28 protein-coding genes are annotated in these 26,837 nt (G+C 41.8%); 21 read left to right on the forward strand and 7 right to left on the reverse strand.

The genetic code is table 11. From position 1 onward, the window contains the following. Positions 1 to 135 precede the first annotated feature (135 nt). Entirely contained in the window at positions 136 to 489 is a 354-nt protein-coding gene (locus AC13CC_RS08505) for a DUF6249 domain-containing protein (protein ID WP_014033507.1), read from the reverse strand. A 133-nt stretch (positions 490 to 622) separates the two neighbouring features. On the opposite strand from AC13CC_RS08505, the gene AC13CC_RS08510 reads away from it, so the two are divergent. Together AC13CC_RS08510 and AC13CC_RS08515 are read left to right on the forward strand one after the other, a co-directional pair. Further along, complete coding sequence (locus AC13CC_RS08510; RefSeq protein ID WP_482875689.1) at positions 623 to 1,201, forward strand: RNA polymerase sigma factor; 579 nt, start codon at positions 623 to 625, stop codon at positions 1,199 to 1,201. Continuing rightward, on the forward strand, positions 1,194 to 1,604 hold the full coding sequence (locus AC13CC_RS08515) for a hypothetical protein (RefSeq protein WP_482875690.1): 411 nt from the start codon (positions 1,194 to 1,196) through the stop codon (positions 1,602 to 1,604). Before AC13CC_RS08510 ends, AC13CC_RS08515 begins: the two co-directional genes overlap by 8 nt. Here AC13CC_RS08515 and AC13CC_RS08520 read toward each other — a convergent pair. Then, the gene (locus AC13CC_RS08520) at positions 1,601 to 1,960 is read right to left on the reverse strand and encodes a DoxX family protein (RefSeq protein WP_482875691.1); all 360 of its coding nucleotides are present in this window, start codon (positions 1,958 to 1,960) and stop codon (positions 1,601 to 1,603) included. The two genes, AC13CC_RS08515 and AC13CC_RS08520, sit on opposite strands and share 4 nt — an antisense overlap. A gap of 66 nt (positions 1,961 to 2,026) precedes the next feature. Beyond that, entirely contained in the window at positions 2,027 to 3,913 is a 1,887-nt protein-coding gene (htpG, locus tag AC13CC_RS08525; RefSeq protein ID WP_482875692.1) for a molecular chaperone HtpG, read from the reverse strand. A gap of 328 nt (positions 3,914 to 4,241) precedes the next feature. On the opposite strand from htpG, the gene AC13CC_RS08530 reads away from it, so the two are divergent. From AC13CC_RS08530 to AC13CC_RS08540, 3 genes are all read left to right on the forward strand, one after another. Continuing rightward, positions 4,242 to 4,898: a TetR family transcriptional regulator C-terminal domain-containing protein gene (locus AC13CC_RS08530; RefSeq protein WP_482875693.1), complete on the forward strand. Its 657-nt coding sequence runs from the start codon at positions 4,242 to 4,244 to the stop codon at positions 4,896 to 4,898. A 5-nt stretch (positions 4,899 to 4,903) separates the two neighbouring features. Continuing rightward, positions 4,904 to 6,214, forward strand: coding sequence for an ABC1 kinase family protein (locus AC13CC_RS08535; protein ID WP_482875694.1), 1,311 nt, complete (start codon positions 4,904 to 4,906; stop codon positions 6,212 to 6,214). A 95-nt stretch (positions 6,215 to 6,309) separates the two neighbouring features. Further along, positions 6,310 to 7,320, forward strand: coding sequence for a 3-oxoacyl-ACP synthase III family protein (locus tag AC13CC_RS08540; protein WP_326278872.1), 1,011 nt, complete (start codon positions 6,310 to 6,312; stop codon positions 7,318 to 7,320). A 120-nt stretch (positions 7,321 to 7,440) separates the two neighbouring features. Here the strand turns inward: AC13CC_RS08540 and AC13CC_RS08545 are convergent, their stop codons facing one another. Continuing rightward, positions 7,441 to 9,891 carry a TonB-dependent receptor gene (locus AC13CC_RS08545; protein WP_482875695.1) on the reverse strand — a complete coding sequence of 817 codons (2,451 nt, stop codon included), beginning with the start codon at positions 9,889 to 9,891 and terminating at the stop codon, positions 7,441 to 7,443. A gap of 348 nt (positions 9,892 to 10,239) precedes the next feature. Between AC13CC_RS08545 and AC13CC_RS08550 the strand changes: the two genes are divergently transcribed. Then, positions 10,240 to 10,599 (forward strand): CoA-binding protein, encoded by a 360-nt coding sequence (locus tag AC13CC_RS08550; RefSeq protein WP_326278874.1) that lies wholly within the window; start codon positions 10,240 to 10,242, stop codon positions 10,597 to 10,599. Here AC13CC_RS08550 and AC13CC_RS08555 read toward each other — a convergent pair. After that, positions 10,583 to 12,070, reverse strand: a complete 1,488-nt coding sequence (locus AC13CC_RS08555; protein WP_482875696.1) for a sodium:solute symporter — start codon at positions 12,068 to 12,070, stop codon at positions 10,583 to 10,585. The two genes, AC13CC_RS08550 and AC13CC_RS08555, sit on opposite strands and share 17 nt — an antisense overlap. A 76-nt stretch (positions 12,071 to 12,146) precedes the next feature. On the opposite strand from AC13CC_RS08555, the gene recR reads away from it, so the two are divergent. The 14 genes from recR (at position 12,147) to AC13CC_RS08625 (ending at position 24,624) form a co-directional block, all read left to right on the forward strand. Further along, entirely contained in the window at positions 12,147 to 12,767 is a 621-nt protein-coding gene (gene recR, locus AC13CC_RS08560) for a recombination mediator RecR (protein WP_482875697.1), read from the forward strand. Between the two features lie 80 nt (positions 12,768 to 12,847). Continuing rightward, complete coding sequence (locus tag AC13CC_RS08565) at positions 12,848 to 14,212, forward strand: dihydrolipoamide acetyltransferase family protein (protein WP_326278877.1); 1,365 nt, start codon at positions 12,848 to 12,850, stop codon at positions 14,210 to 14,212. 72 nt (positions 14,213 to 14,284) lie between these two features. Beyond that, positions 14,285 to 15,058 carry a 3'-5' exonuclease gene (locus AC13CC_RS08570; protein WP_326278878.1) on the forward strand — a complete coding sequence of 258 codons (774 nt, stop codon included), beginning with the start codon at positions 14,285 to 14,287 and terminating at the stop codon, positions 15,056 to 15,058. Between the two features lie 30 nt (positions 15,059 to 15,088). Further along, complete coding sequence (locus tag AC13CC_RS08575) at positions 15,089 to 15,700, forward strand: fumarylacetoacetate hydrolase family protein (RefSeq protein ID WP_482875698.1); 612 nt, start codon at positions 15,089 to 15,091, stop codon at positions 15,698 to 15,700. Beyond that, positions 15,700 to 16,038 (forward strand): Hpt domain-containing protein, encoded by a 339-nt coding sequence (locus AC13CC_RS08580; RefSeq protein WP_482875699.1) that lies wholly within the window; start codon positions 15,700 to 15,702, stop codon positions 16,036 to 16,038. Before AC13CC_RS08575 ends, AC13CC_RS08580 begins: the two co-directional genes overlap by 1 nt. Continuing rightward, the gene (locus tag AC13CC_RS08585; protein WP_482875700.1) at positions 16,039 to 17,289 is read left to right on the forward strand and encodes a competence/damage-inducible protein A; all 1,251 of its coding nucleotides are present in this window, start codon (positions 16,039 to 16,041) and stop codon (positions 17,287 to 17,289) included. Between the two features lie 74 nt (positions 17,290 to 17,363). Continuing rightward, positions 17,364 to 17,591, forward strand: a complete 228-nt coding sequence (gene rpmB, locus AC13CC_RS08590) for a 50S ribosomal protein L28 (RefSeq protein WP_100817573.1) — start codon at positions 17,364 to 17,366, stop codon at positions 17,589 to 17,591. A 28-nt stretch (positions 17,592 to 17,619) separates the two neighbouring features. Beyond that, complete coding sequence (gene rpmG / locus AC13CC_RS08595; RefSeq protein WP_100817574.1) at positions 17,620 to 17,802, forward strand: 50S ribosomal protein L33; 183 nt, start codon at positions 17,620 to 17,622, stop codon at positions 17,800 to 17,802. 38 nt (positions 17,803 to 17,840) lie between these two features. Continuing rightward, positions 17,841 to 17,993: a DUF4295 domain-containing protein gene (locus AC13CC_RS08600; protein ID WP_014033527.1), complete on the forward strand. Its 153-nt coding sequence runs from the start codon at positions 17,841 to 17,843 to the stop codon at positions 17,991 to 17,993. 175 nt (positions 17,994 to 18,168) lie between these two features. Next, positions 18,169 to 19,125 carry a signal recognition particle-docking protein FtsY gene (gene ftsY, locus AC13CC_RS08605; RefSeq protein ID WP_326278882.1) on the forward strand — a complete coding sequence of 319 codons (957 nt, stop codon included), beginning with the start codon at positions 18,169 to 18,171 and terminating at the stop codon, positions 19,123 to 19,125. Between the two features lie 4 nt (positions 19,126 to 19,129). Then, entirely contained in the window at positions 19,130 to 20,794 is a 1,665-nt protein-coding gene (locus AC13CC_RS08610; protein WP_482875701.1) for an amidase family protein, read from the forward strand. Positions 20,795 to 20,910: 116 nt separating this feature from the next. After that, positions 20,911 to 22,212, forward strand: coding sequence for a 30S ribosomal protein S12 methylthiotransferase RimO (gene rimO / locus AC13CC_RS08615; RefSeq protein WP_326278884.1), 1,302 nt, complete (start codon positions 20,911 to 20,913; stop codon positions 22,210 to 22,212). A gap of 319 nt (positions 22,213 to 22,531) precedes the next feature. Continuing rightward, positions 22,532 to 23,011: a DoxX family membrane protein gene (locus tag AC13CC_RS08620; RefSeq protein ID WP_326278885.1), complete on the forward strand. Its 480-nt coding sequence runs from the start codon at positions 22,532 to 22,534 to the stop codon at positions 23,009 to 23,011. Then, positions 23,008 to 24,624 carry a Gfo/Idh/MocA family protein gene (locus tag AC13CC_RS08625; protein WP_482875702.1) on the forward strand — a complete coding sequence of 539 codons (1,617 nt, stop codon included), beginning with the start codon at positions 23,008 to 23,010 and terminating at the stop codon, positions 24,622 to 24,624. The genes AC13CC_RS08620 and AC13CC_RS08625 overlap by 4 nt, the downstream gene beginning before the upstream one ends. A gap of 93 nt (positions 24,625 to 24,717) precedes the next feature. Here AC13CC_RS08625 and AC13CC_RS08630 read toward each other — a convergent pair whose 3' ends face one another. Further along, positions 24,718 to 25,473: an anti-sigma factor gene (locus tag AC13CC_RS08630; RefSeq protein ID WP_326278887.1), complete on the reverse strand. Its 756-nt coding sequence runs from the start codon at positions 25,471 to 25,473 to the stop codon at positions 24,718 to 24,720. After that, positions 25,470 to 26,033 carry an RNA polymerase sigma factor gene (locus tag AC13CC_RS08635; protein WP_482875703.1) on the reverse strand — a complete coding sequence of 188 codons (564 nt, stop codon included), beginning with the start codon at positions 26,031 to 26,033 and terminating at the stop codon, positions 25,470 to 25,472. Before AC13CC_RS08635 ends, AC13CC_RS08630 begins: the two co-directional genes overlap by 4 nt. Before the next feature lie 119 nt (positions 26,034 to 26,152). On the opposite strand from AC13CC_RS08635, the gene AC13CC_RS08640 reads away from it, so the two are divergent. Then, the gene (locus tag AC13CC_RS08640) at positions 26,153 to 26,671 is read left to right on the forward strand and encodes a fasciclin domain-containing protein (RefSeq protein ID WP_482875704.1); all 519 of its coding nucleotides are present in this window, start codon (positions 26,153 to 26,155) and stop codon (positions 26,669 to 26,671) included. Positions 26,672 to 26,837: the final 166 nt, after the last annotated feature.

Below are 26,837 nucleotides of genomic sequence, written 5' to 3' on the forward strand. Positions count from 1 at the left end.
AACCACCGCTTGTGGCGGTGGTCCTTCATTTAAATTTGATGTTAAGGGGTTTAATCGAAAAGAATTCCGCACATGCATGCATCGGGGTTTCCATAGAAACTGTCATTCCGTGAAAACGGGAATCTACTAAATTCTTTAATCCTCTTTTTCCAATTTCTTGGTCATGTTAAAACCTACCATGAGTCCAACACCCGCCAATAAGAAGATAGTGCCCGGGTAGGCTACTTCATCATCAACCCCTAAACTGTATACCAAAATGGAGGCTACAAAAATGGCTGCTCCAATACCGATAAGTAGTAGAGAAAGGTTAAGGATGATGATTTTCCAGAAAGGTGCTGCACCTTCCCGTTTTCCCCGGACAAAAATGCTAGCATCCGCTCCTTTTTCTATTAAAGCCAATCGTTCTTTGTTTCTTGTTGAAAAATAGAGGTAGGCAATCGCAAAGATGACTCCAAAAATTATTGGTAAAATAATTACTTCTGATCCCATAACTGTTCGTTTTAATGATTATTCGTATTTTTTTATTCATAACCTATGACGACAGTTTTCTAACTTAGGTTACATAATTTAAAAATATTATTTTTTGTGTAACCTAAACTGCACTTTTAGCGTCCAATGAGCAATGCTGACCAACAAGGAAAAGGAACTGATTTCGGAAATACGCAAGGGAAATACCCGGGCATTCTCCGATTTTGTGGACAGTTATAAGGATTTGGTCTTTACTTTGTCCGTAAGAATGTTGGGCAACAGGGAGGAGGCAGAAGAGGTTGCGCAAGATGTATTTATTAAGGTATATAAGTCCCTGCCCAGCTTTAAAGGGGATTCCAAAGTTTCAACGTGGGTCTATAGAATCGCCTACAACAGCTGTTTGGACAGGTTAAAAAAAATAAAAAGGAAGAGGGTTCATACCGATTTGGACCATATCGAGCAAGTTGCCCATTCGGAAATGGATACTGCTCTGGACAAAATGGTCAGACAGGAAAGAAGCGAAATAATTGGTCAATGCCTATCACAATTATCGGCGGAAGATGCAGGAATCCTTACCTTGTTTTATTTTGAGGAAAAGAATTTGCAGGAAATAGGGCAGACAACCAATCTTTCCGTGAATACATTGAAGGTTAGGTTGTTCAGGGCAAGAAAAAAATTGGCCGGGATTATGGAAAAAAATATGAACAAAGAAATATTGGAGAGCAATGGATAAGAACGAGGCCAAAAAATTGGAAACTTTTGTGGACAAGATCATGGAAGATGCTCCATTGGAAACCCCTTCCTTGGATTTTACCCAAAATGTGCTGCAAAAATTAGAAGCTGAAACGAACAACGAGGTTTTTCAATACAAGCCCATATTGTCGGGCAGGGTTTTGTCGCTTGTATTTGCTGCCTTTGTTGCCATGTTGGTTTTAGTAGGGATGCGGTTTGGCCTTGATGATGGCCAAGGGTGGTTCAAGAACCTTCAGATGGAAGCATGGTTTAAAAATAGTTGGGGGTGGATGGAAAATTACACCTCTTCCAAAGTAATGGTGTATAGTTTTCTATTTTTGGGCCTTATGTTTTTTGCCCAAGTAACTTGGTTAAAAAAGTACTTGAACCGAACTGCCTTTTAGATATTGACGTAGTAATACGCCCAATACATCAAAAAGAATTGAAGAGGAATTCGAAGAATCAAAATCCATTTGGGAATACCTGCTGATGCTTTTTCACTGGAAAGCATATAAAAATGTACGGACAGAAACGCTGCCAGCATCAAAATTATTCCAAATACGCTCAGTTTTCGGGTAGCTTCAAAGCATATTCCAATGCCCAACAGGATTTCAGCAATGCCACTTATATATACCAAAAGTTTATGGTTGGGCAGGTACAGCGGCATAATGCGCATGTACATTTTTGGTTTTATAAAATGCATTAAACCTGCAACCATATACATTCCGGCCATTAGGTAAAGGTGCCAAGGAGTTTCCATAAGGCTAAAAATAAGAAAGGCAGACCATAATGGACTGCCTTTACCTAAAATTTATTTTGAATGACCTTACTTGATCATATCGTAGCTTCTCGCAATAAAATTGGTAAGCTCTTCGCCTTTCAACAAACCTTTGGACAGGCGGGCCAAATCCAAGGATTGGTTGATCAACCTTTCCCGTTTCTTTGCGGTCTTGGTATTCAAGATCTCGCTGACCAATTCGTGATTGGTGTTTACGATAAGGTTGTACATATCCGGCATATTGCCCATACCGAACATACCACCGCCACCGGTTTGTTGCATTTCCTTCATACGGCGCATAAATTCGGGCTCGGTAATTATGAACGGAGAAGCACTGCTCTCCATGGCCTCCATCTGAATAGTGTATCCCTTATCGGAAATTACTTTTTCCAAATCAGCCTTTAGGCTGTCTTTTTCTTCTTCGGATAGTTTTGAAATGGCCGTATCCTCTTTTTTGATGAGGTTGTCCACATGGTCGGCATCCACTCGAACAAACGATAGGTTTTCTTTGGAAGTTTCCAATTTTTGCATCAAGTGCGGTACAATGGGGGAATCCAATAAGAGTACTTCATACCCTTTTTTCTTAGCGGCTTCAATGTAGCTGTGTTGTGCCTCTTTGTCCGAAGCATACAACACCACCAATTTGTCATCCTTATCGGTCTGGTTGTCCTTGATTTTGGCTTCCAGTTCTTCGAACGTGTAGAAGTCTCCATCAACCGATGGGTAAAGTGCGAATTTGTCCGCCTTGTCAAAGAATTTATCTTCGGAAAGCATTCCGTATTCGATGACCACTTTAATGTCGTTCCACTTCTGTTCAAAATCCTCGCGGTTGTTTTTAAAGAGCGAAGTCAGTTTATCCGCTACTTTTCTGGTGATGTAGGAAGAAATTTTCTTCACTGCACCATCAGCTTGCAGATAGGACCTGGATACATTCAAAGGAATGTCGGGTGAATCAATAACCCCTTTCAACATCGTCAAGAATTCGGGAACAATGCCTTCTACATTATCGGTAACGAACACTTGGTTCTGGTACAACTGGATTTTATCCTTTTGTATACTAAGGTCGTTGGTCAACTTTGGGAAATATAAGATGCCCGTTAAGTTGAACGGATAATCCACGTTCAAGTGAATATGGAACAAGGGTTCCTCGAATTGCATGGGGTACAACTCCCTGTAGAAGCTTTTGTAGTCTTCCTCGCTTAAATCCGTAGGCTGCTTGGTCCAAGCTGGCTCGGGGTTGTTGATGATGTCGTCCACCTCTTTGGTAGGTGCAGGTTCGTCTTCCTTGGTGCTTTCTGGTTTAGGAAGGGTTTCCGTTTTTGTTCCAAATTTGATTGGAATGGGCATGAACTTGTTGTACTTGGTCAAAAGTTCACGGATTCTCGCATCTTCCAAAAACTCGGTGGAATCCTCAGCTATGTGGAGGATAATTTCCGTTCCCCTTTCCGTTTTGTCGCTCGGTTCTATGGAAAATTCTGGAGAACCGTCGCAACTCCAGTGCACTGCCGGTTCTTCTTTATGGCTTTTTGTGATGATTTCCACTTTCTCTGCAACCATAAAGGCAGAATAGAAACCAAGACCAAAATGCCCGATGATACCGGCATCTTTACCGGCATCCTTGTATTTGCCCAAAAATTCCTCGGCACCCGAAAAAGCCACTTCGTTAATGTACTTTTTCACTTCCTCCTCGGTCATACCAATACCTTGGTCTATAATATGGATGCGTTTGTTGTCCTTGTCCATCTTAACCTCGATCATGGGATTGCCATATTCCACTTTCGCTTCCCCAATGGAAGTAAGGTGCTTTAGTTTCAAGGTTGCATCCGTAGCATTGGAAATAAGCTCCCTCAAGAAAATCTCATGGTCACTATACAGAAATTTTTTAATCAAGGGAAAAATGTTCTCTACTGAAACATTGATTTTACCTGTAGCCATCGTTTTGTTTTTTTATTCTTCTTTACCCCCTTTTCCAGTCAAAAAAAATACCAGAACGTTAAATATGACAAACTGACATTTAACTATCATAATGTCAACAGGTGAATTTTAACATAACTTTGTTTATTTTTATTTAAAAAAGATTAAACAAAATATGTATATTTACAGTGTTATAGGATGAAATTGCTATGAACTAGTAACACTATAACAAGTTTGTTTATTTATTGGTTAGGTTGTGAAAATGCACTTTCGCTCGAAAGTGCATTTTCTTTAAAAGTTTGATTGTGCCACCTCGCCACCCTTTAAACTCTCATAAAAAAATACCAAAATGGCAAATACTAGTAAATCCAAGATTACCGATGATAAAATTATAGGCCTGTTTATGGAATCTGTACTGGAACATGAAAGGGTACCCAGCTCGGTATTCAAATTTTGTAAGGAGCATAAAATAAAAGAAGAGGAGTTTTATGGATTGTTTGGCTCGTTTGAATCGCTTCAGCAATCCATTTGGAACAAATTCTTTGAGAATAGTTATGGGGTAATGCAGAAGAACGAACAATATGCTTCCATGACAAATGAGGAGAAGATGCTTACTTTTTTCTACACATTTTTTGAGAACCTGACCTTAAACAGGAGTTATGTGCTATTTATAATGAAGGAGCATAAATTTTCCTTGGAAGGATTGGGCCAATTAAAGGGGGTGCGGAAAAAGTTCAAGGATTTTGCATCCACGCTCATTGAAGAGCGAAACGAGGAAAAAAACCTCAAAATCCTTAAATATAATGCACCGTTGTTCTCGGAAGGTGCTTGGTTGCAGTTTTTGTTCATTTTAAAATTCTGGATGGAAGACGGTTCCCCTGGCCTGGAAAAAACAGATATCGCCATCGAAAAGTCCGTGACCACCATTTTTCAAATATTTGAAAGTACACCATTGGAAAAAATAGTGGACTTTGGAAAATTCCTCTACAAGGAAAAATTCGTATAAGGCCCATGAAAAGTTTGGATACCATTCCCACTGGAAAAATAGAACGGGCTGGAAAACTCGTTAAAACTGGCGTTAAGATAGGCGGCAATTATGTGAAATACTACGGCAAAAAACTGGTTGACCCACAGACCAACCGAGATACACTGAATCAAGACAATGCGGAGGATATTTATGATGGCCTAAAGAGTTTAAAGGGCAGTGCCCTAAAGGTGGCGCAAATGCTCAGTATGGAAAAGAACTTGCTTCCCCGTGCCTATGTGGAAAAATTCTCCCTGTCCCAATTTTCCGTGCCACCATTGTCCGCTCCCTTGGTTCGTAAAACTTTCAAAAAGTATTTGGGGAAGTATCCAGAGGATGTTTTTGATGAGTTTGAAAAGGACTCCGTTAATGCAGCTAGCATTGGACAGGTGCATCGTGCCGAAAAGGATGGTAAAAAACTGGCCGTTAAGATTCAATATCCAGGAGTTGCCGAAAGCATTAGCAGTGATTTGGCCCTGGTAAAGCCAGTGGCCATAAAAATGTTCAATTTAAAAGGCAAGGATTCCGAAAAATACTTCAAGGAAGTAGAGCACAAATTAGTGGAGGAGACCAACTATATTTTGGAACTGGAGCAAAGTGATGAAATTACCACCGCTTGCACTGTTATTCCGAACATGCAGTTTCCAAAATACTACCGAGAGCTATCCAGTGAGCGCATCTTGACCATGGATTGGATGGAGGGAATCCATTTGGGGGAATTTACCCAAACCGATTTCGATGCTGATTTGGGCAACCAATTAGGGCAGGCGCTTTGGGATTTTTACATGTTCCAAATTCATAAATTAAGGAGGGTACATGCCGACCCACATCCGGGAAACTTTTTGGTGAGTTCGGAGGGCAAATTGATTGCAATTGACTTTGGGTGCATCAAAGAAATACCGGAAGAGTTTTACGTGCCCTATTTTGAGTTGGCCAAGGAAGAAAATATCAATAACGATAAAATCTTCATGGAGAAACTGTACGAATTGGAAATCCTGACACCCACCGATTCCGAAGAAGAACTGCAATTTTTTACGGCCCTGTTCAAGGAAATGCTCACGATTTTCACTTCACCCTTTCACAAGGAAACATTTGACTTTGGCGATAAAGTTTTTTGGGCCAAGATTGCGAATCTCAGCGAGCGCTACTCCAAAGATGAACAAATTCGAAAAATGAACGGAAATCGCGGTTCTAAACACTTTTTGTATATAAATCGCACATTTTTTGGACTTTATAATTTGTTGCACGATTTAAGAGCCAAGGTAGAAGTGAACCATTTTGAAAGGTATATGGACTAATTTCCTTAATAAATATCCGGTTCTTGGGATATATTTTTTACTTTTCCATTAATTAGCCTAGGACTTTTTAAAGATTCAATATTAAGCACTTTATAATGTATAACTCAAGAATATCAGGATTGGGATTTTACGTCCCTGAAAATGTGGTCACTAACGACGATTTGTCCAAAGTGATGGACACGAATGACGAATGGATTCAAGAACGGACCGGTATAAAGGAAAGGCGACATGTTGTAAAAGGGACCGATACCACCACATCCATGGGGGTAAAAGCGGCCAAAAAAGCAATTGAACGTGCAGGTATTGATAAAGACGATATTGATTTTATCGTTTTTGCTACATTAAGCCCCGATTATTACTTTCCTGGCCCCGGGGTTTTGGTACAACGCGATTTGGGATTAAAAAGAACTATAGGGGCACTCGATGTTCGAAACCAATGTTCTGGTTTTGTCTACGGAATCTCCGTTGCTGATCAATACATAAAAAGTGGCATGTACAAAAATGTGCTAGTTATCGGTTCCGAACTACATTCCCATGGTTTGGACATGACAACAAGGGGTAGGGGCGTATCCGTAATTTTTGGGGATGGTGCAGGAGCTGCCGTGTTAACCCAAGAAGAAGATGCTTCTAAAGGGATTCTTTCCACCCATTTACATTCCGAAGGGCAACATGCCGAAGAACTTTCCTTGATTGCGCCCGGAATGGGCAAAAGATGGGTGAACGATATTATTGCAGATGCAGACCCTGAAGATACTTCGTATTACCCTTATATGAACGGGCAATTTGTGTTTAAAAATGCGGTGGTTCGTTTTAGCGAAGTGATTATGGAGGGTTTACAAAAAAACAATCTGGGCCCTCAGGATATTGATATGCTGATTCCGCATCAGGCCAACTTGCGGATTTCACAATTCATCCAAAAGAAATTTGGGTTGAAGGACGACCAAGTCTTCAATAACATCATGAAATACGGAAACACCACGGCCGCATCCATTCCGATTGCTTTAACAGAGGCATGGGAAGCAGGTAAAATCAAACAAGGTGATTTAGTGGTGCTTGCTGCTTTTGGCAGTGGATTTACTTGGGGCAGTGTAATCATTCGGTGGTAGCCAATATCGTCACAATAAAAGTAAGAATAAAATAAAACCCCGATCCTTTAGGATCGGGGTTTTTGATTAATGCCCCCACAAGATAACCAACCAACACTCAATATGAGGCATCAATACATTTTATAAAATTCCACCACCATTTTGTTTGGTGTTGCTATCTCTTCTTTTGCGTTGTTTGGCGCTATTTTTTCCACTTCCAAATCGGTAGGATAGACCAACGTACACATTATTGCTTTCCCAGTTAAAGGCACCTTCTTGTGCATAGGGGTAATCACCTTCAAAGGCGAAGCGCATGGTGTTGAAAATATCGTTATAGTTTAAGCTAAGGGTCCCATTGCCCTCGGCAAAGCTGTAGCGCGCGCCCAAATTCACAAAATACATGGGTTGGGCATCAAACTGTATGCTTTTGTTTCGTCCACGGTAAAAGCCAAAGGCTTGCAACGTCAATTTTTTGGTCACGGTGAAGCTATTGTTCATTCTAAGGTTCCAGGCCGTGTTATCGACCTCCACTCTTTCTTCAACAATATCGTCCTCGCTTGGGTTGGGATCCGTAGAGTTCAACGTTTCCGTAATACCTCTTTGCGTCTGCGAAAAAAGGTCGAAACTGCCGTTAATGTTCCACCATTTAATGGGCTTGTAGTTAGTGGATAGCTCTACCCCGTAGGCAGAGGTTTTATCAAAGTTGTCAAAAGTGAGAATGGTCTTGTTCAAATCCAAGCGGTCTATATAAATCGCCCTGTTGATTTCGTCTGAAATGCTTCTGTAAAAAACACCGCCCGTAACACTACCGTTTTTGATTCTTTTGGTGTAATTGGCTTCATAGGAGCTTGTAAACTGGGGAACCAAATTTGGGTTACCAAAGGAAGATATCAAAGGGGTGGCAAACTCTCGGATTGGGTTTACTTGTTGCAGCCCCGGTCTGTCCACACGTCTGCTATAACTAATTTGTACCTGATCTTTTTCATTGGGTTTGTAGGTAACAAAAGCGGATGGATATATTTCGGTATACTTGTCGGTAAAGGAACGTACCGCATTGGTATCCGCTTTTACCTGCACATCTTCTACCCGAACACCCATTTGGTAGGACCATTTCTCGTAGGACTGTCCAAAAGTGGCGTAGGCGGAATAGATATCCATATCATATACAAATTTTGTGGATGGCGTTGGTACCAAGTTTCCTTCGGAATTAAAAGTTTGGCCAGTGGACGAATAATCCACCTTGGTCTCAAAATTTCTGGATTGCAATCCCACTTCCAACTTGGAAATACTGTCCAGCGGATTCACGTAATCTAAATTGGCCGTAGTTTGGGTACGTTCGGTATCCACAAAATCCATATAATCCGGATAGGTAGATGCTCCAGTGGATCTAAAATCGGCATCTTGTTCGCTTTCAAACTGGTTGTGGTCCACTTCCAGCTCTATGTTGTGCCCTTCCTTGTCAAAGTCCAGTTTATAGTCAAAATTGTATTGCTCGCTCCGGTTGTTGGAGTCGTCAAAGAACAATTGGGTCACATTTCTGGATGGATTGTTGAAATACGAGACTTCGGTTTTGCCATCACCTTCTCCTTCATAAATATTTTGATTGGTAAAGAAGGATATGGTGTTTTTGTCATTCAAATAGAAATCGACCCCCACTTTATAGAGATGGGATTTGTTGTTATTGAAGAAATCAAACTTTTGGCGTGAGTTTTCCCCGATGCGGAGAATGCTTCCATCGTTGACCCATTTACCGATATTGTTCCCGTAATTTCCATAAAAGTTGAATTTGCCATTGCGGTAGTTCAAGTCGATAGAGCTATTGAATTTGGCCTCGATACCTTTGGTAAGGCCCATGTTCACGTTTCCGTTGAAGCCAATGTTTGCATTTTTGTGCAAAACAATATTGATGATGCCGCTCATCCCTTCGGGATTGTACTTGGCAGACGGGTTGGTGATCAGTTCTATGGATTTTATGGATGTGGACGGAATTTGCTTGAGCAATTGTGCAACGGGCACGTTGGACAATTTTCCATCGACCATGACCCGCACATTGGAATTTCCACGAAGGGTAATATCGCCTGTTTGGGAATCCACATTAACGGATGGAATGTTGTTCATAATGTCCGATGCCGAAGCACCTGCGGTCGTAAGGTCTTTCCCTACATTGATTACCTTTCTGTCCACACGTTGTTCTATGGTGGTTCGTTCGGCCACTACCTCAACGCCTTCCAGTTCCTTGGTCTCTTCCTCCAAGGTTACGGTTCCCAAGTTCAGGTTCCGTTTCCCTTTGGCTATCACCAGTTTTTGGGAGTAGGTCTTGTAGCCGATAAACTGTACTTCAAAAAGAAAGGTGCCATCGGGCAGTTTTTCAATTTCGAAGCTTCCATCTTCGGTAGTAATACCGCCAGTTATGGTCGTTGACCCATCTTCGGATTTGATGACGACCGCCGCGTATGCAACAGGTTGTTTGCTGGTGTTGTCCACGACTGTTCCGTTAACAGAGCCTAAAGCCGTATCGGGATCGTTTCCAAAAGAATAAAATGGGGATGCAATGCACAGCAAAAGTGCAAAAAGAATGCTCACATGTCTCATGAGTTGTTCGTTTTTTGATTGATGATTCGATTGATTGATGTTACCTTTAAGACGCCCGATACTGGAGAATGTTACAGAAGAAAATTATTTTAACATTCCTTAACATAAAATATGATGGCTTTGCCCATTTTTGTAAGGTATTCTGAATTGGATGGGCAATTGCGGCAAGTCTATAAAAGAAGAAACCCCGGCAAAATACCGGGGTTATACATTGATAAGCTATACTAAACACTAACCATTAACTATAAAAATACAGTCTTACCAATGACAATATAATATATGAATAATAGACGAGTTTTCCTTTTAAAAGTTACAGTCTATATTAAAGTTTAACACAAAAATTAACAAATGTCAAAAACACTTGTCGTAGGGGCTTCTACAAACCCGGGAAGATACAGCAACACAGCAATTCGTAGGCTGGTTGACAACAATGTTGAAACAACCGCATTTGGGATACGTGGGGGAACTGTATCTGGGGTGCAAATTAAAGACAACTTGGTTGATTTTCAAAATATTGATACCGTAACTTTATATTTAAGCCCCAAAAACCAAAAGGAATATTATCAACAAATCGTGGATTTAAAACCCAAACGGGTGATTTTTAATCCGGGTACCGAAAACCCTGAGTTCTACAAAATCCTTGAAAACGAAGGGATTAAGGTGGAGGTGGCCTGTACTTTGGTGTTGTTGGCTACTGGGCAATACTAGTTTTTGGCTTGGATTTCTTGGTCCTGATCAGCCAAAGACCAATAAATGTCAATAAACCGTTGAGTGGTAACAATTCATAGCCGACCTGATACCCTCCCAAATAATCTGCAGGTACACTGGCAACCAAAACTATGGTGACCACCGAAGCTAGTGCAACTATCCAAACATAACTATCCTTGATCTTATGCTTGGTTAAGATGCCAAAGGCAAAAAGACCCAATAAAGGGCCGTAGGTATAACCGGCCACAGTGAGCAGACTATCAATAACATTGCTGCTAAGAATGTACTTAAAGGCGATAATAACAATCACCAACACTATGCTCATTACAATATGGGTGCGTTTTCTTATGCGCTTTTGCTCTTTGTCCTCTTTTTCTTCAACATTTAAAAAGTCCACACAAAAAGATGTGGTCAGGGAAGTAAGCGCACTGTCGGCACTACTATAAGCGGCAGCAATCAACCCAAGCATAAAAGTAATGGCCAAAGCCAACCCCAAACCTCCATTTAGGGCAATTTCAGGGAATAACAAGTCGGTTTTAGGGGTGCCGTCCATCAACGGAATGCCAATGCCCTTCCTTTTTGCATAGATAAAAAGCAAGGCGCCCAAAAGCATGAATAAAAATGTGACGCCTACCAGTACAAAACTGAAAGAGACCATGTTCTTTTGGGCATCTTTCAAGGATTTGCAGGTCAGGTTCTTTTGCATCATATCCTGATCTAGGCCCGTCATGCAAATAGTCACGAACATTCCACCTACAAAGGATTTAATAAAATAACTTTTGTTCAAAAAACTATCCGTTATTAAAAAGTCATTGTAATTCTTTAATTCTTCCGAAGCCAAGAACTCTCCAAAACTCCATCCCAATTCCTTGTTTATCATTACAATGGAAAGGATTACGGCCAAAATCATAAAAAGTGTCTGCAGGGTATCGGTCCAAACAATGGTTTTTATTCCCCCTTTGTTCGTGTAGAGCCAAATCAATACAATGGAAATGACCACCGTAAACTCAAAACGAACCCCAAGGTCATCAAAAACAAATTGCTGTAAAACGATGGCGACCAAATATAATCTGAAAGCGGCACCCAAAACCCGGGATATAAAAAAGAAAAACGCCCCGGTACGGTGGCTTACTTTTCCAAAACGATCAAGCAAATACTCGTAAATAGAGGTGAGGTTCAGTTTGTAATACAGGGGCAACAATACAAATGCCACTACAAAATAGCCAAAAAGATACCCAAGAACCACCTGCATATAGGTCAATTGGCTATCTCCCACCCATCCAGGAACCGATATAAAAGTTACACCCGATAGCGAGGCACCTACCATTCCAAAGGCAACAACATACCATGGGGATTGCTTGCCGGCCTTAAAAAAATCGGCGTTGGAATCGTTTTTACCAGTAAAGTAAGAAATAAGGATGAGCACCATGAAATAGGCACCTATAAGCAACAGAATTTGTGTGGCTGTCATATTTGCAATTTGATTTGCAAAATACGAAAGTAAATTGGTAAAGGTAAAATCGTAATTTTGTAATAGAATTGATGCTATGGAATTTTCATCGAAGCTATTGGAAAATGCAGTTTACGAAATGTCGCAATTGCCGGGAATCGGTAAGCGAACAGCATTACGGTTGGTATTGCACCTGCTAAAACAGCCCGAAGAAAGAACCGAACTCTTGGCACATGCCTTGCTAAAATTGAAGAGCGAGGTCAATTTTTGTAAAAACTGCCACAATATTTCCGATACCGAAGTGTGCGAAATCTGCGCCAATCCCAAACGGGACGAAACCATAGTCTGTGTGGTGGAAGATATCAGGGATGTAATGGCCATTGAGAATACATCGCAGTACAATGGGTTGTACCATGTGCTGGGGGGTAAAATATCTCCCATGGAAGGTATGGGGCCACAAGACCTTACCATAGCATCGTTGGTCAATAAGGTGAAGAATGGAGTTGTAAAAGAATTGATATTGGCCCTGAGTTCAACCATGGAGGGCGACACCACTAATTTTTATATTTATAAACAATTGGACGGACTGGAAGTTACAACTTCCACGATTGCCAGAGGTATCTCGGTCGGGGATGAATTGGAATATGCAGACGAGGTAACTTTGGGAAGAAGCATCATCAATAGGGTGCCTTTTGAAAGCTCGATCAAAGCGAATTAAATAAACATAAGTCAAAAATAAGTCGATTTCTTTAGTATTTTTGTAAAATACAAATCAAAATCACTTTGATAAATACGAATATGTCAAAATTTGAATTGAAATTACCGCAAATGGGAGAAAGTGTCGCAGAAGCTACCTTGACCAACTGGTTGAAGGAAGTGGGCGATACCATTGAGATGGACGAGGCCATCTTTGAAATTGCCACCGATAAAGTGGATTCCGAAGTTCCCAGTGAAGTGGATGGCGTGTTGTTGGAAAAGCGGTTCGAAGTAGATGATGTCATAAAAGTTGGTGAAGTGGTCGCCGTAATCCAAATAGAAGGTGAAGCTGACCATGTAGCGGATGACAGTACCGATGACGAAATGGTGGTAGAGGAACCAGCAGAAGTGCCAGCAAGGGAATTGGAAGCCCAAATGGCAGGGGTGAAAGAATCTGTTTCCTCCCCAGCACCCGATTTTTCAAATTCGGAACGATTCTATTCACCTTTGGTGAAGAATATTGCCAAGGAAGAAAATGTTTCCATGGACGAATTGGAGGCCATTGTTGGAACGGGAAAAGAAGGCAGGGTCACCAAGAACGATATTATGGCCTATTTGGAAAACCGTTCCAATGGAAACGAAACCAAAGTAGAAGCAACACCACAGCAAGAAGTCAAGACTGAAAAAGCGGCAACGCCCATAGCGCCAAAAGAAACGGTCGCGGACAAACCAAAAGAATCCAAAGTTCAAGTAGGTGCAGGAGATGAGGTAATTCCGCTCACCCGAATGGGCAAACTGATCGCCCATCACATGGTCGAGAGTGTATCCACCTCAGCACACGTACAAAGTTTTGTGGAAGTGGATGTGACCAATGTGGTGAACTGGAGAAACAAGGTAAAAAATGCTTTCCAAGAACGCGAAGGGGAAAAACTGACCTTTACGCCCATATTTATGGAAGCCGTGGCCATGGCCTTGAAAAAATATCCAATGATGAACATATCGTTGGATGGGGACAAGGTCATTAAAAAGAAAAACATCAATTTAGGTATGGCAGCGGCCCTGCCCGATGGCAATTTGATTGTTCCGGTAATCAAAAATGCCGATCAATTGAACTTGGTAGGCATGGCCAAAACCGTGAACGATCTTGCCAGTAGAGCTAGAAATAATCAGTTGAAGCCCGATGAGGTAAAAGATGGCACCTACACGGTAACCAATGTCGGTTCCTTCGGAAGTGTTTTCGGAACGCCCATCATCAATCAACCACAAGTGGGAATCCTTGCTTTGGGCGCCATAAGAAAGATGCCATCGGTCATCGAAACCGATCAAGGCGAATATATCGGAATCCGCAGTAAAATGTATCTATCGCACAGTTACGACCACCGTGTTGTAAATGGTGCCTTGGGGGGTATGTTTGTAAAAGCCGTAGCCGATTATTTGGAAGCTTGGGACATAAACAGGGAAATATAACGCAAAACCGTTCATATTCTTTTCACTATTCTTAATTTAGAAGCCCAGTGAATTTTATTTAAAAAGTCCCACATGCAATTACAATTGACTAAACCTATCTGCTTTTTTGATTTGGAGACCACGGGAACCAACGTTGCAAAAGACAGGATAGTTGAAATATCCATCCTAAAGGTTTTTCCCAATGGAAACAAGGAAAGTAAGACATGGTTGGTGAACCCGGAAATGCCGATTCCGGCAGAATCTGAGGCCATTCATGGAATTTCCAATGAAAAAGTGGCCAACGAGCCCACTTTTAAGCAGTTGTCCAAAGACATTTATGCCATGATCCGTGATAGTGATTTGGCAGGTTTCAATTCCGACAGGTTCGATATTCCCTTGTTGGCGGAAGAAATGCTCCGGGCCGATGTGGATTTTGATATGAAGAGTATGGTCTCCGTAGATGTGCAGACCATTTTCCATAAAATGGAAAAACGAACTTTGGAGGCAGCTTACAAATTCTATTGTGATAAGAATTTGGACGACGCTCACAGTGCCGAAGCCGATACCATGGCCACTTATGAAGTTTTACTCGCACAGTTGGAAAGATACCCTGAACTGGAAAACGATGTTAAAAAACTATCGGAGTTCACTACCCGAAAGCAAAATCTTGATTTTGCAGGTTTTATCGGTGTGGACGAAAATGACAACCCTATTTTTTCCTTCGGAAAGCACAAAGGAAAAACGGTGGATGAGGTCATGGAAAAAGAACCAGGATATTTTGGTTGGATTTTGAACGCCGACTTCCCGCTGTACACCAAAAAAGTACTTACCCAAATAAAGTTGAGCAAGCTCAACAATAAATTTTAAGATAAGAAGCGTTAACCCCCATAACAGATTATGAAGCTGATTTGTATAGGACGTAATTACGTTGATCATATTGATGAATTGAACAACGAGCGTCCGGATGAACCTGTGGTTTTTATAAAGCCCGATTCTGCTATTTTGCCCAAAGAGCAAGATTTTTATATCCCCGAATTTTCTCAAGATGTACATTATGAAGTAGAGGTCTTGGTGAAAATCAAAAAAGTGGGAAAACATGTTTCCAAAGAATTTGCCCATAAATATTATGATGAAGTTGGTCTGGGAATAGATTTTACGGCAAGAGACCTTCAATCCAAATTAAAATCCAAAGGATTGCCCTGGGAAAAGGCCAAAGGATTTGATGGAGCGGCCGTGGTGGGCAAGTGGTTGTCCAAAAGTAAATTTAAAGATTTGGACAATCTAAATTTTACATTGTCAAAAAATGGGGAAAAAATGCAAGAAGGGAATACCTCTTTAATGCTGTGGAAAATAGATGAAATTATAGCGTATGTATCTACGTATTTTATGCTGAAAAAGGGCGATATTATCTTTACAGGTACACCTGCCGGTGTTGGTAAAGTAAGCCCAAATGACTACCTTGTCGGTACATTGGAAGGAGAGCAACTGTTTGATATTAATGTAAGATAATGATTTACAATCTCGATAAAATAAATGAAATGGCCGAAGGTGATGAGGATTTCATTACCTCCGTAATTTCTGTGTTTTTGGAAGAAGTCCCGGAAGATTTGGAAAGCCTTGAAAAGGCAATCAGCTGTAAGGACTACGAAAACATATACAAGCTAGCGCACAAAATTAAGCCCAATGTGGATATTTTGGGCATGGAGCAAACAAGGGCCAAGGCGCTCGAAATAGAAACCTTAGGCAAAACAGCAGGCAGTATGGAGGAGATTGAGGAAAAATTCCCCATCCTTAAAAAGGATGTGCTCCAAGTGGTCACCGAACTAAAAAACGACTTCAATTTATAGATGCAAGCCGAAATAATTACCATTGGGGATGAAATTCTCATTGGCCAGATTGTAGATTCCAATTCAGCGTTCATATCCAAAGAACTCAACAAAATTGGAGTCTCGGTCTATCAAATTACTTCCGTACAGGACGATAGGGAACATATACTCAAATCTTTAAAAGAAGCAGGAGAGCGCTCTTCGGTGGTCATCATTACGGGTGGTTTGGGGCCCACAAAGGATGATGTCACCAAGCATACCCTTTGTGAATTCTTTGATGATGAACTGGTCCGGGACGATTCAGTATTGTCTCACATTGAAGAGCTTTTCAAAAAATATATTACAACCCCAATTTCGGATTTGAACAGGGAGCAAGCCATGGTTCCATCCAAGGCTACGGTGCTGCACAACGAATTTGGTACCGCTCCTGGCTTGTGGATAAAAAAAGGGAAGACCGCCTTTGTTTCACTTCCAGGTGTACCTTATGAGATGAGAAATCTCATCACCAAATCCGTATTGCCCAAAATTGTTGAAGCATACGAACGTCCCCATATTGTTCATAAAACCATTATGACCTATGGTATGGGAGAGAGTGCCGTGGCGGAAAAACTGGAGGATTGGGAGAATGACCTGCCATCTTTTATAAAGTTTGCCTACTTGCCTAATCTTGGGAGCGTAAGGTTGCGGCTTTCTGCCAAAGGAGCGGATAAAGAAGCCTTAATGGCCGGCATAGAGGAACAGGTCAAAAAGTTGTATCCTTTGATCGGTGATATCATTTATGGTGAGGAGGAGGAAGATGGACGAGTGGAGAAACAAATCGGTACTTTGTTGACCAATAAAAAAATGACATTGTCCACGGCCGAAAGTTTTACGGGCGGCAGTATTGCAGAAAGAATTACCGCAGTTCCGGGAGCATCCAATTATTTTAAGGGAAGTATAGTGTGCTATGCCACCGAGATGAAAGTAAGATTGTTGGAAGTGCCACAAGAACTTATAGATAAACATTCCGTGGTCAGCGAAGAAGTTGCCATGACCATGGCCAATAATGTGAAGAAAAAGCTGGAAACCGATTTTGCGATTGCCACTACGGGCAACGCAGGGCCCACCAAAGGTGATTCCGATGCCGATGTTGGAACCGTTTACATAGGAATAAGCACACCAAAGGCTACTTTTGCCCAAAAATTTGTGATGGGCAAGCACAGGGAAAGGGTCGTCAAAAAGTCTGTAAACAAGGCTTTTGAGCTCTTGTACAAAGAAATTTTAAATTTCTGAAAAAGATTTTTGTACGTCCCATTAAAATGGTATAAATTTGCAGCCTCAATAAAATCACTCAAATAGTTAGGGAGATGTCTAAAGTTTGTGAAGTAACAGGAAAAAAGGTGATGTTTGGAAACAACGTTTCCTTTTCTATCAATAAGACCAAAAGGAGGTTCGATGCGAATATCTCCAAGAAGAGATTTTATATTCCGGAGGAAGATCGTTGGGTAACCTTGAACGTTTCTGCCCGTGGGTTGAAAATCATCAACAAGAAAGGAATCTCTGCTGTCTTGAAGGAAATCAATTCCAAAAAGTAAGTTGTAAAAGCATTATAAGTACAATACAATGGCAAAGAAAGGAAATAGGGTTCAGGTAATTTTAGAGTGTACAGAACACAAAGAATCTGGTATGCCAGGTACTTCTAGATATATTACCACAAAGAACAAGAAAAACACGCCAGATAGGATGGAGATTAAAAAGTACAATCCTATCCTTAAGCGTATGACCGTTCATAAAGAAATTAAGTAATAGCTTTTTACAAAGTAAAGAGCAAAAAAATATAAACCATGGCAAAGAAAACAGTAGCAACGCTTCAGTCATCATCCAAAAGATTGACAAAGGCCATCAAAATGGTAAAATCCCCAAAAACTGGAGCTTACACTTTTGTAGAGTCTGTAATGCCACCAGAAATGGTAAATGACTGGTTGAACAGCAAATAAGGAAAAACTTCCTTGCACACTATAGAAGCCGCTTTTTAGCGGCTTTTTTTATTTTCTTGATTTTGTATTTTACCAACCTCTACTACAACCATAAGGGTAATCCGTCCCGATCAAATTTTGTATTAACAAAACTCCCCTTACTTTCCTATCTTTGACCATTAGCAAAGAACACAGGATGAGTCTATTCAAAAATATATTTTCAAAGGATAAAAAAGAGACCTTGGACAAGGGGCTCGAAAAATCCAAAACCAGTTTTTTTGGTAAACTGGGCAAGGCCGTTGCAGGTAAATCCAAAGTGGATGATGAAGTATTGGATAACCTGGAAGAGGTTTTGGTAACTTCCGATGTAGGCGTAAATACTACGCTTAAAATAATAGACCGAATCGAACAACGTGTGTCCCGCGACAAATACATGGGTACCGATGAACTCAATACCATTTTACGTGAGGAAATAGCAGGTTTGCTTTCTGAGACCAATTCGGGCGAGGATACCGAAATTACCGTGCCCCAAGACAAAAAGCCCTATGTAATTATGGTTGTTGGCGTAAACGGTGTGGGTAAAACAACCACCATTGGTAAATTGGCCCATAAGTTTAAAAATAAAGGAATGAAAGTGGTGCTGGGGGCAGCCGATACCTTCCGAGCCGCCGCCATAGATCAATTGGAGGTTTGGGCCAAGCGGGTAGATGTCCCTATTGTAAAACAAAAAATGGGCAGCGACCCTGCCTCTGTGGCATTTGATACCTTGAGTTCGGCGGTGGCAGAAAATGCCGATGTGGTTTTGGTGGATACCGCAGGACGTCTGCACAACAAGGTCAATCTAATGAACGAGCTTTCCAAAGTGAAGCGCGTAATGCAAAAAGTGGTCCCCGACGCGCCTCACGAGGTGCTTTTGGTGCTGGACGGATCTACGGGACAGAACGCATTTGAACAGGCCAAACAATTTACCAAGGCCACCGAAGTAACCAGTTTGGCCGTAACCAAGTTGGACGGAACAGCAAAGGGTGGGGTTGTCATCGGAATTTCCGACCAATTTCAGATCCCCGTAAAATATATTGGTGTAGGTGAAGGGATCGAGGATCTTCAAGTGTTCAATAAATATGAATTTGTCGATTCATTTTTCAAAATATAAAATCATGTTCAGATATTTTCTATGTGCCTTTTTACTGATCGGATTCATTTCCTGTAAAGATAAAAATGCGGAACCCAAGGAAGAGGTTGTCCTTTGGACACCCTATAACGATTCCGCTGAGGTTGCTGCCAATGCAGAGCACGAGAACAAGAGGATGCGCTATAAATTCATCCAAAGTAAAGTGTTAGACAAGAACGAGGTTTTTTTGCCTCTGTATGATGAAGTGTCCCGGTTCACCGAAGCGCAATACGAAAAAATGAAACCTTTGGTTTTGGAACAGGATATCCCAACCATTCAAAACCATATTGATGCAGGAACGTTCACCTACGAAGATTTGGTGTTGTTCTACCTGCACCGAATTTATACCTACGAACTGCCCAACAAAACCACCTTAAACACCATAATTGCATTGAATCCAAATGTCCTTGAAGAAGCCCGCCAATTGGATGAAAGCAAGGAGACGCATCATCCCATTTACGGTATGCCCATTTTATTGAAGGATAATATCGGAACAGCCGAAATGAAAACCACCGCAGGTGCCATTGTTCTCAAAGAAAACCAGACCGATGATGCTTTTATCGTAAAGCGCTTAAAACAAAAGGGCGCTCTTATTTTAGGCAAGGTAAACCTAAGTGAATGGGCCAATTTTCTATGTGACGGTTGTCCCAATGGTCAAAGTGCGGTTGGTGGACAAACCTTGAACCCCTACGGAAGAAGGATTTTTGATACGGGAGGTTCCAGTGCGGGCAGCGGAACATCCACCGCTGCCAATTATGCAGTAGGTGCGGTGGGAACCGAGACTTCTGGGAGCATACTTTCGCCATCCAGTCAGAATTCCGTGGTTGGTTTAAAACCGACCATAGGTCTATTGAGCAGAACGGGAATCGTGCCTATCTCCAGTACCTTGGACACCCCAGGTCCCATGACCAAAAATGTAACCGATAACGCCATCCTTTTGGATGCCATGTTGGGCAAGGACGAAGCCGATTATAAATCGGTAAGTACCGAAAAATCAGGCATTTTATCCGCTTGGATGAGCCCTGAGCCCCTCAATGAAATTCGTCTTGGAGTGATGACGAACTTTATGGAGGGGGACTCCATTTATGCTGCCAATGTGCAAGCTTTGCGAGAAGCGGGTGCCCAAATAGTTGCATTTGAAGCAGAAAGTATTCCTTTGGAAGGTTTCACTACGCTGTTGAATTTGGATATGAAAGAGGATTTACCTGCTTATTTAAACGCAGAGGTGAAAGATAGGGACGCCGTAAGAGTGGCATCGGTAGAAGATGTGGTCACATTCAACAATCAAGATTCTTTGGTTAGAATACCCTACGGGCAAGCACGTTTTGATGGTATTTTGGCCGATTCAACCACGGCAGAACAATTCGAAAAAATAAAGCAAGATTTGAGGGAATCAGGTAGGGCGTTCTTCAAAATAATGGAAGAAAAGCAGCTTGATGCCGTGTTGAGTATCAACAATTACCACGCAGGCTATGCTGCCGTGGCAGAATATCCCGCTTTGACCGTTCCGATGGGGTATAAAGCTGATGGCGAGCCTGAAAGCATGACTTTTATCGGAAAGCCATTTTCCGAAGCCCATTTGTTGCGAATAGGCAAAGCTTTTGAAGAGCTGACCAAGGCCCGAAAAATGCCAGAAGACTATCGGGATTAACAAGCTTAGTATTGCTTTTACCTAATTACTACAAGATATACTACCGCTAAAATTATACACTAATGTGATTGTAATGCTTTGCGTTATTGTATTTTTGCACTCCATTTATAGGAAATATGCGTACAAAATCGCTCAAAAAGAACAAAATCAATGTAGTGACCTTGGGTTGTAGCAAAAATGTCTACGACTCCGAAGTGTTGATGGGACAATTGCGTGCCAACAACAAAGATGTGGCACACGAAGAGGAAGGCAATGTTGTGGTGATCAACACCTGCGGATTTATTGCGAATGCCAAGGAAGAAAGTGTCAACACCATTTTGGACTACGTACAGCGCAAAGAAGCTGGGGATGTTGATAAGGTTTTTGTGACCGGCTGCTTGAGCGAGCGTTATAAACCGGATTTGGAGAAAGAAATTCCCAATGTGGATGAGTATTTTGGGACCAGTGACCTTCCCAATTTGTTGAAAGCGCTTGGTGCCGATTACAAGCACGAGTTGATTGGTGAGCGTTTGACCACTACACCTAAAAACTATGCCTATCTTAAAATTGCCGAAGGTTGCGATAGACCATGTTCGTTCTGTGCGATTCCATTAATGAGAGGCAAGCACAGGAGCACACCTATTGAAGATTTGGTGGCCGAGGCTGAAAAGTTGGCTGCCAATGGGGTCAAAGAACTCATTTTAATTGCACAAGACCTTACCTATTACGGTCTTGACCTTTATAAGAAAAGAAACTTGGCAGAATTGCTTCAGGCATTGGCCAAAGTCGAGGGGATTGAATGGATTCGTTTGCACTATGCATTTCCTACAGGTTTCCCCATGGATGTTTTGGAAGTGATGCGCAACGAGCCCAAGATTTGTAATTACATCGATATACCGCTTCAACATATTTCGGATTCCATACTTAAAAGTATGCGACGTGGTACCACCCAGACCAAAACCACAAAGCTGTTGAAAGACTTTAGGGAAGCCGTTCCCGAAATGGCTATCCGAACCACATTGATCGTTGGTTACCCCGGTGAAACCAAAGAGGATTTTGAAACCCTGAAACAATGGGTCCAAGAAATGCGCTTTGAACGTTTGGGTTGTTTCACGTACAGTCATGAGGAGAATACCCATGCCTATAATTTGGAGGACGATGTTCCCGAAGAGGTGAAACAAGAGCGCGCCAATATTATCATGGAAATCCAGTCCCAAATTTCTTGGGAACTCAACCAAGAGAAAATCGGGGAAACCTTCCGTTGTATCATCGATAGAAAGGAAGGGAACCATTTTGTGGGCCGCACGGAATTTGATTCCCCCGATGTAGACAACGAAGTGCTTATTGATGCTACAAAACACTATGTGAAAATCGGAGACTTTGTCAACATCAAAATTACGGACGCATCGGATTACGATTTGTTCGGTGAGCCAGCCTAAGGGTCTTGCTTAGGGGCAATATTATTTTTATCATCCAGCGTGTAATTCTTTAATGCACTTGCCATGCCTTGCGCAGCTTGGTATGTCTTCTCAACATACTTTCATTTGTTAGCGGCACTTATTAAGAGTCGCGATTTTATTGTTTTTAAACACAGACAATATGATCAACCCTTAAAAATGACATTCGTCATGGTATTTGGTGGTGGTGTTGGGTACTTTTAGTACTTCAAAATAAAAGAAGATCAGATGTGTCATTTCCCAATTCTTGATTTCTAAAACATATCAGAAGCAACGATTGTTTGCAATTAACTATATAACTATGGACCAAAATCAAAATAAACTGAAAGCAAGTGTTACCCTGCTTCGTATTTTTATCGGGTGGCACTTTTTATTTGAAGGTGTGGTGAAGATGTACAATCCCGAATGGACATCGTTTGGGTATTTGGCAACCGCGCAAGGACCTTTTGAGTGGTTTTTTACCATGTTGATCGGCGATGCAACCATAGGTTGGGTGGACACTTTGAACATTATTGCCCTTATGGTGGTAGGGGTCACCTTTACCCTTGGAATCTTCGAAAAAATCGGGGCCATTGTGGGCATTGGTCTACTGGCATTGTATTTCTTGGCCCATCCGCCATTTCCTGGTTTAACACAAATGAACGCAGAAGGAAACTACTGGTTGATCAATAAGAATTTGATTGAACTTGTGGCCTGTATTGTGATTTACCAACTACCAACAGGCAAATACTTTGGTCTGGATTACCTTAGAAAGTACAAACTTAAAACTCAGGAACAATGAAATGGACTAGAAGAGACCTTTTACTAGGATTGGGAGGCCTGCCCATACTCGGAGCTGTATGGTGGGCAGGAGCGGCAACCTCTGTAGGGTCGAGGAATAAACGCTCGGAAATATTGGAACAACTTAATATAAAGCCATCATTGCCTCCTGCAGTTCCAGGTATTGGCGGTGAACCTGTTCGAATCGGAATTATAGGCTTTGGTATCCGAGGGGAACAATTGACCAGGGCATTGGGCTTTGCTACGGACGAATGGAAAGAAGAAATGCGTTTGGAAGCCGAAGAAGACCCGAACAATAAAAGGTTGGAAGATTTTGAGAAACAAGAACGGCTCAATGTAAAGTTGGTCGGTATTTGTGATATATTCGATGTACGAGCCGAAAAATTCATTAATTCGTTCTCGACGGACGATAATCAAATAAAAAGATATTTGACCTACAAGGATATGATCCAAAGTGGCGAAGTGGATGCCGTGGTAATCGCTACCCCGGACCACTGGCATGCTCCCATGTCCATCGAAGCATTGAACAATAATGTGCATGTATATGTAGAAAAACCCATGACACATACTATTGGTGAGACCTATGCCTTGCGCGAGGCCGCCGAAAAATCCGATGCGGTTTTTGCAGTAGGACACCAACATAGGCAAACCTTGAGTTTTGGCACGGCCCGCGACATTGTGGAAAAAGGAACGCTGGGGCATGTGTCCTTGATCCAGACAAACACAAACAGGAACGACGACAACGGGGCATGGAACTACGATATCCACGAAAAAGCCAGTCCCGATACCATTGATTGGGAACAATTCTTGGGGTCGGCACCAAAGGTACCGTTCAACAAAAACCACTTTTTCAGATGGCGTAAATGGTGGGCCTATGGTTCTGGACTATCTGGAGATTTGTTGACCCACGATTACGACCGCTTGAACTGCGTCCTCAATATGGGAATTCCAGCTTCGGTAAGTGCTTCAGGTGGAATTTATACCCATAACGATGGCCGTAATGTTCCCGATGTGATCCAAGTGAACATGGAGTTTCCCGATTATAGCACGGGAAGCAGTCAAACCAAGGGCAAGGAAAAAGGGATGACCTTTTGCTATAGTGCAACTTTGGGTAACGGATTCAATAGACCTACCATTTTAATGGGGCACGATGCGACTATGGAACTGGGCAATAGATTAACGGTTTGGCCCGATGGGGCGTCTACCCGATATGCCGATATGCTGGAAATGGAAAAAATGAGACCTGACGTACCTATCTACCAATACGACCCAGCAGCGAATGCAACAGATGCCGTATCATCGGCAACATCGCAGTACTTTGCTGATAAAGGCCTAATGTGGACCTATATTGATGGAGTTCGTGTAGATTCCACCTTTTTGCACATGAGGGAATGGTTAAGTGTTATTAAAAATGGTGGAAACGTAAGCTGCGGCATCAAAGAAGGTTTTGATGAAGCTATTTCTGCCCACATGGCAGGTTTATCCTGGAAATTGGGAAGGAAAATAGAATGGAATGCAGCACGCCAAACCTTAAAGCCGATTGAAGGTATAGATTTTGACCAAGTGCTCTTGGGCAACGAAAACTGGAACATGCAACCAGAAATGGTTGGGTGAGGTTTCTTGACTTTTATGGATTCTAGTCCGGAAGGTGGGACATTGCCGAAAAGAATTTGATTCTTGGGCCAATGTCCCACTTGTCCTTTTGGATTATATGATAACGTTGGAAATTAGTTCCTCAACTGTTGGGTGTTCGCTACCGCCAGCAGGTTCTACGGTCAGGTTTAGCGATTCCGCGTTTTCGATATATTTTAAGGTTACTAACTCTTTATCGGTGGGTACAACGCCCATATTGATCATTTCTCCATTGACATCGCTCCACATTTGATAGGTTTTATCCTTGGGCAATACGGGTAATCCTTTGGGGTTGACAAATACCAGTTGACTTTTATGGTTGATGAAAGCTATGGCCTTGCCGTTGGGCGCTTTTTGGTTACCATAGAGTACCAAAGGAACCACATCTGGATTATTGATGTTCTCCAAACGATTGGCGGTGAGCCTGAACTCGGATTCCAGTTCATCCACTTGCTGCTGTAATTGGCTGGTTTGCAATTGAAGTGTGTTTAGATCGCTTTCGGCATCTTGCCATTTCACATAGAGCCAAAACGTACTTAGGCCAAAAACCAATGCAAATCCGGCCGCAATCGATAGGGGCAACCAACTTGTTTTTTTTATCTCTGGTTGACGGATGACGTTTTTTATTCTTTCTTTTACAATTAATGGCGGAGTTATGGCCTGTTCCATACCCATGCGTTCGAAATCTGCTTCCAACACATCAAAATGCTCCTTGAGCGATTCATCTTGCTTCAGGGCATCTTCCACAGCAGTGGTCAATTCTTCTGAAAGCTCTCCGGTCAGATAAAGCTCTAGAAGTCCTTCTTCCAATATCTTTTTCTTTTCCATCATGCCATTGATTCTAAAACGACCCAAATATAAACCAACATATTCGTGTACGTTTCGCGCAATTGTTTTAGTGCTTGCCTAATGTAGGACTTAAAGGTGCCCAATGGCACTCCCATTGCCTTGTGTGCTTGTTTATGGGTATAACCGCTATAATACACCAATGCAATAGCTTTTTGGTGATGAGGTTCAAGGGCTTTTATGGAACCTTTAAGTTCCGTATAATTGGGTAACTCTTCGTTAACCTCCTTAGTATCATATACACTTAAATCATCCGTTTGGATGAGCTTGTTCTTAGTTCGCATTGAATTTAACGTTGTGTTGCGTGCAATTCTGTAGGCCCAAGTATAAAATCTGCCTTTTGAGGCATCGTAGGCTGCTATGTTTTTCCAAATTTTTATGAAAGTTTCCTGTAGCAGGTCTTCAGCCTTGTCTTTATCACGGCACATGCGAAGAATTACTCCGAACAGTGCTCCGGAATATTTGTCGTATAGCTGGTAGAGGGCCTTGTCGTCACCCGAATTTAAGCGGGCGATTACCTCATGGTCTTCAAAACTGTTCTTCATTGCCAGTGTTAAAGATATGATAAAAAACTACGGTGCTCATCCATTTGCCCAAACCATGTGTAAATAATAATTGAAAGCGCTTTAAAAACAATAATCATTGAAAATTTAAATCAGAAAAAATGAAAAAATTAATCTTTGCTTTAGCCACTTGTGCTTTATTATTTTCAACCCAAGACACTAGTGCACAAAAATCCCAAGACATTGTGGACATTGCTGTTTCGGTAGATGATTTCTCAACCTTGGTGACCGCACTAAAAGCGGCTGATCTTGTGGGAGCCTTGAAGGGTGATGGTCCTTTCACGGTATTCGCTCCTGTGAATTCAGGTTTTGCCAAAATTGATTCTGAAACCTTGAACGCACTATTACAACCGGAAAACAAGGAAAAACTTGCGGCTATCTTAACCTATCACGTGGTGTCGGGCAAATTAATGGCTACCGACGTGGCAGCTGCATTGACCCAGGGAAATGGAAAAGCAGAACTTGCAACCTTGAACGGTGGGAAATTAACTGCTATGAAAAAGGACGACGGTATCTATTTAGAAGATGCCCAGGGAAATTGGAGTAAAATTTCCAAAACAGACGTCGTTGCCTCGAATGGAGTGATCCATATTATTGAGGATGTTGTAATGCCCAACTGATAAAGAGTTGTTCGTTTTGATGTTGAAAGAGGCTGTCTAAAAAGGCAGTCTCTTTTTTTTGTTTAAAACTGAAAGGGATCGTAACTTTAGTTATGAGCCGAAAAGTAGTATGGAAGACCAATGACCAGGACCAGTTGAGCCTTCTTCCACCCAGTTATGATGACCT

This window comes from Flagellimonas sp. L-11, from assembly GCF_056857735.1.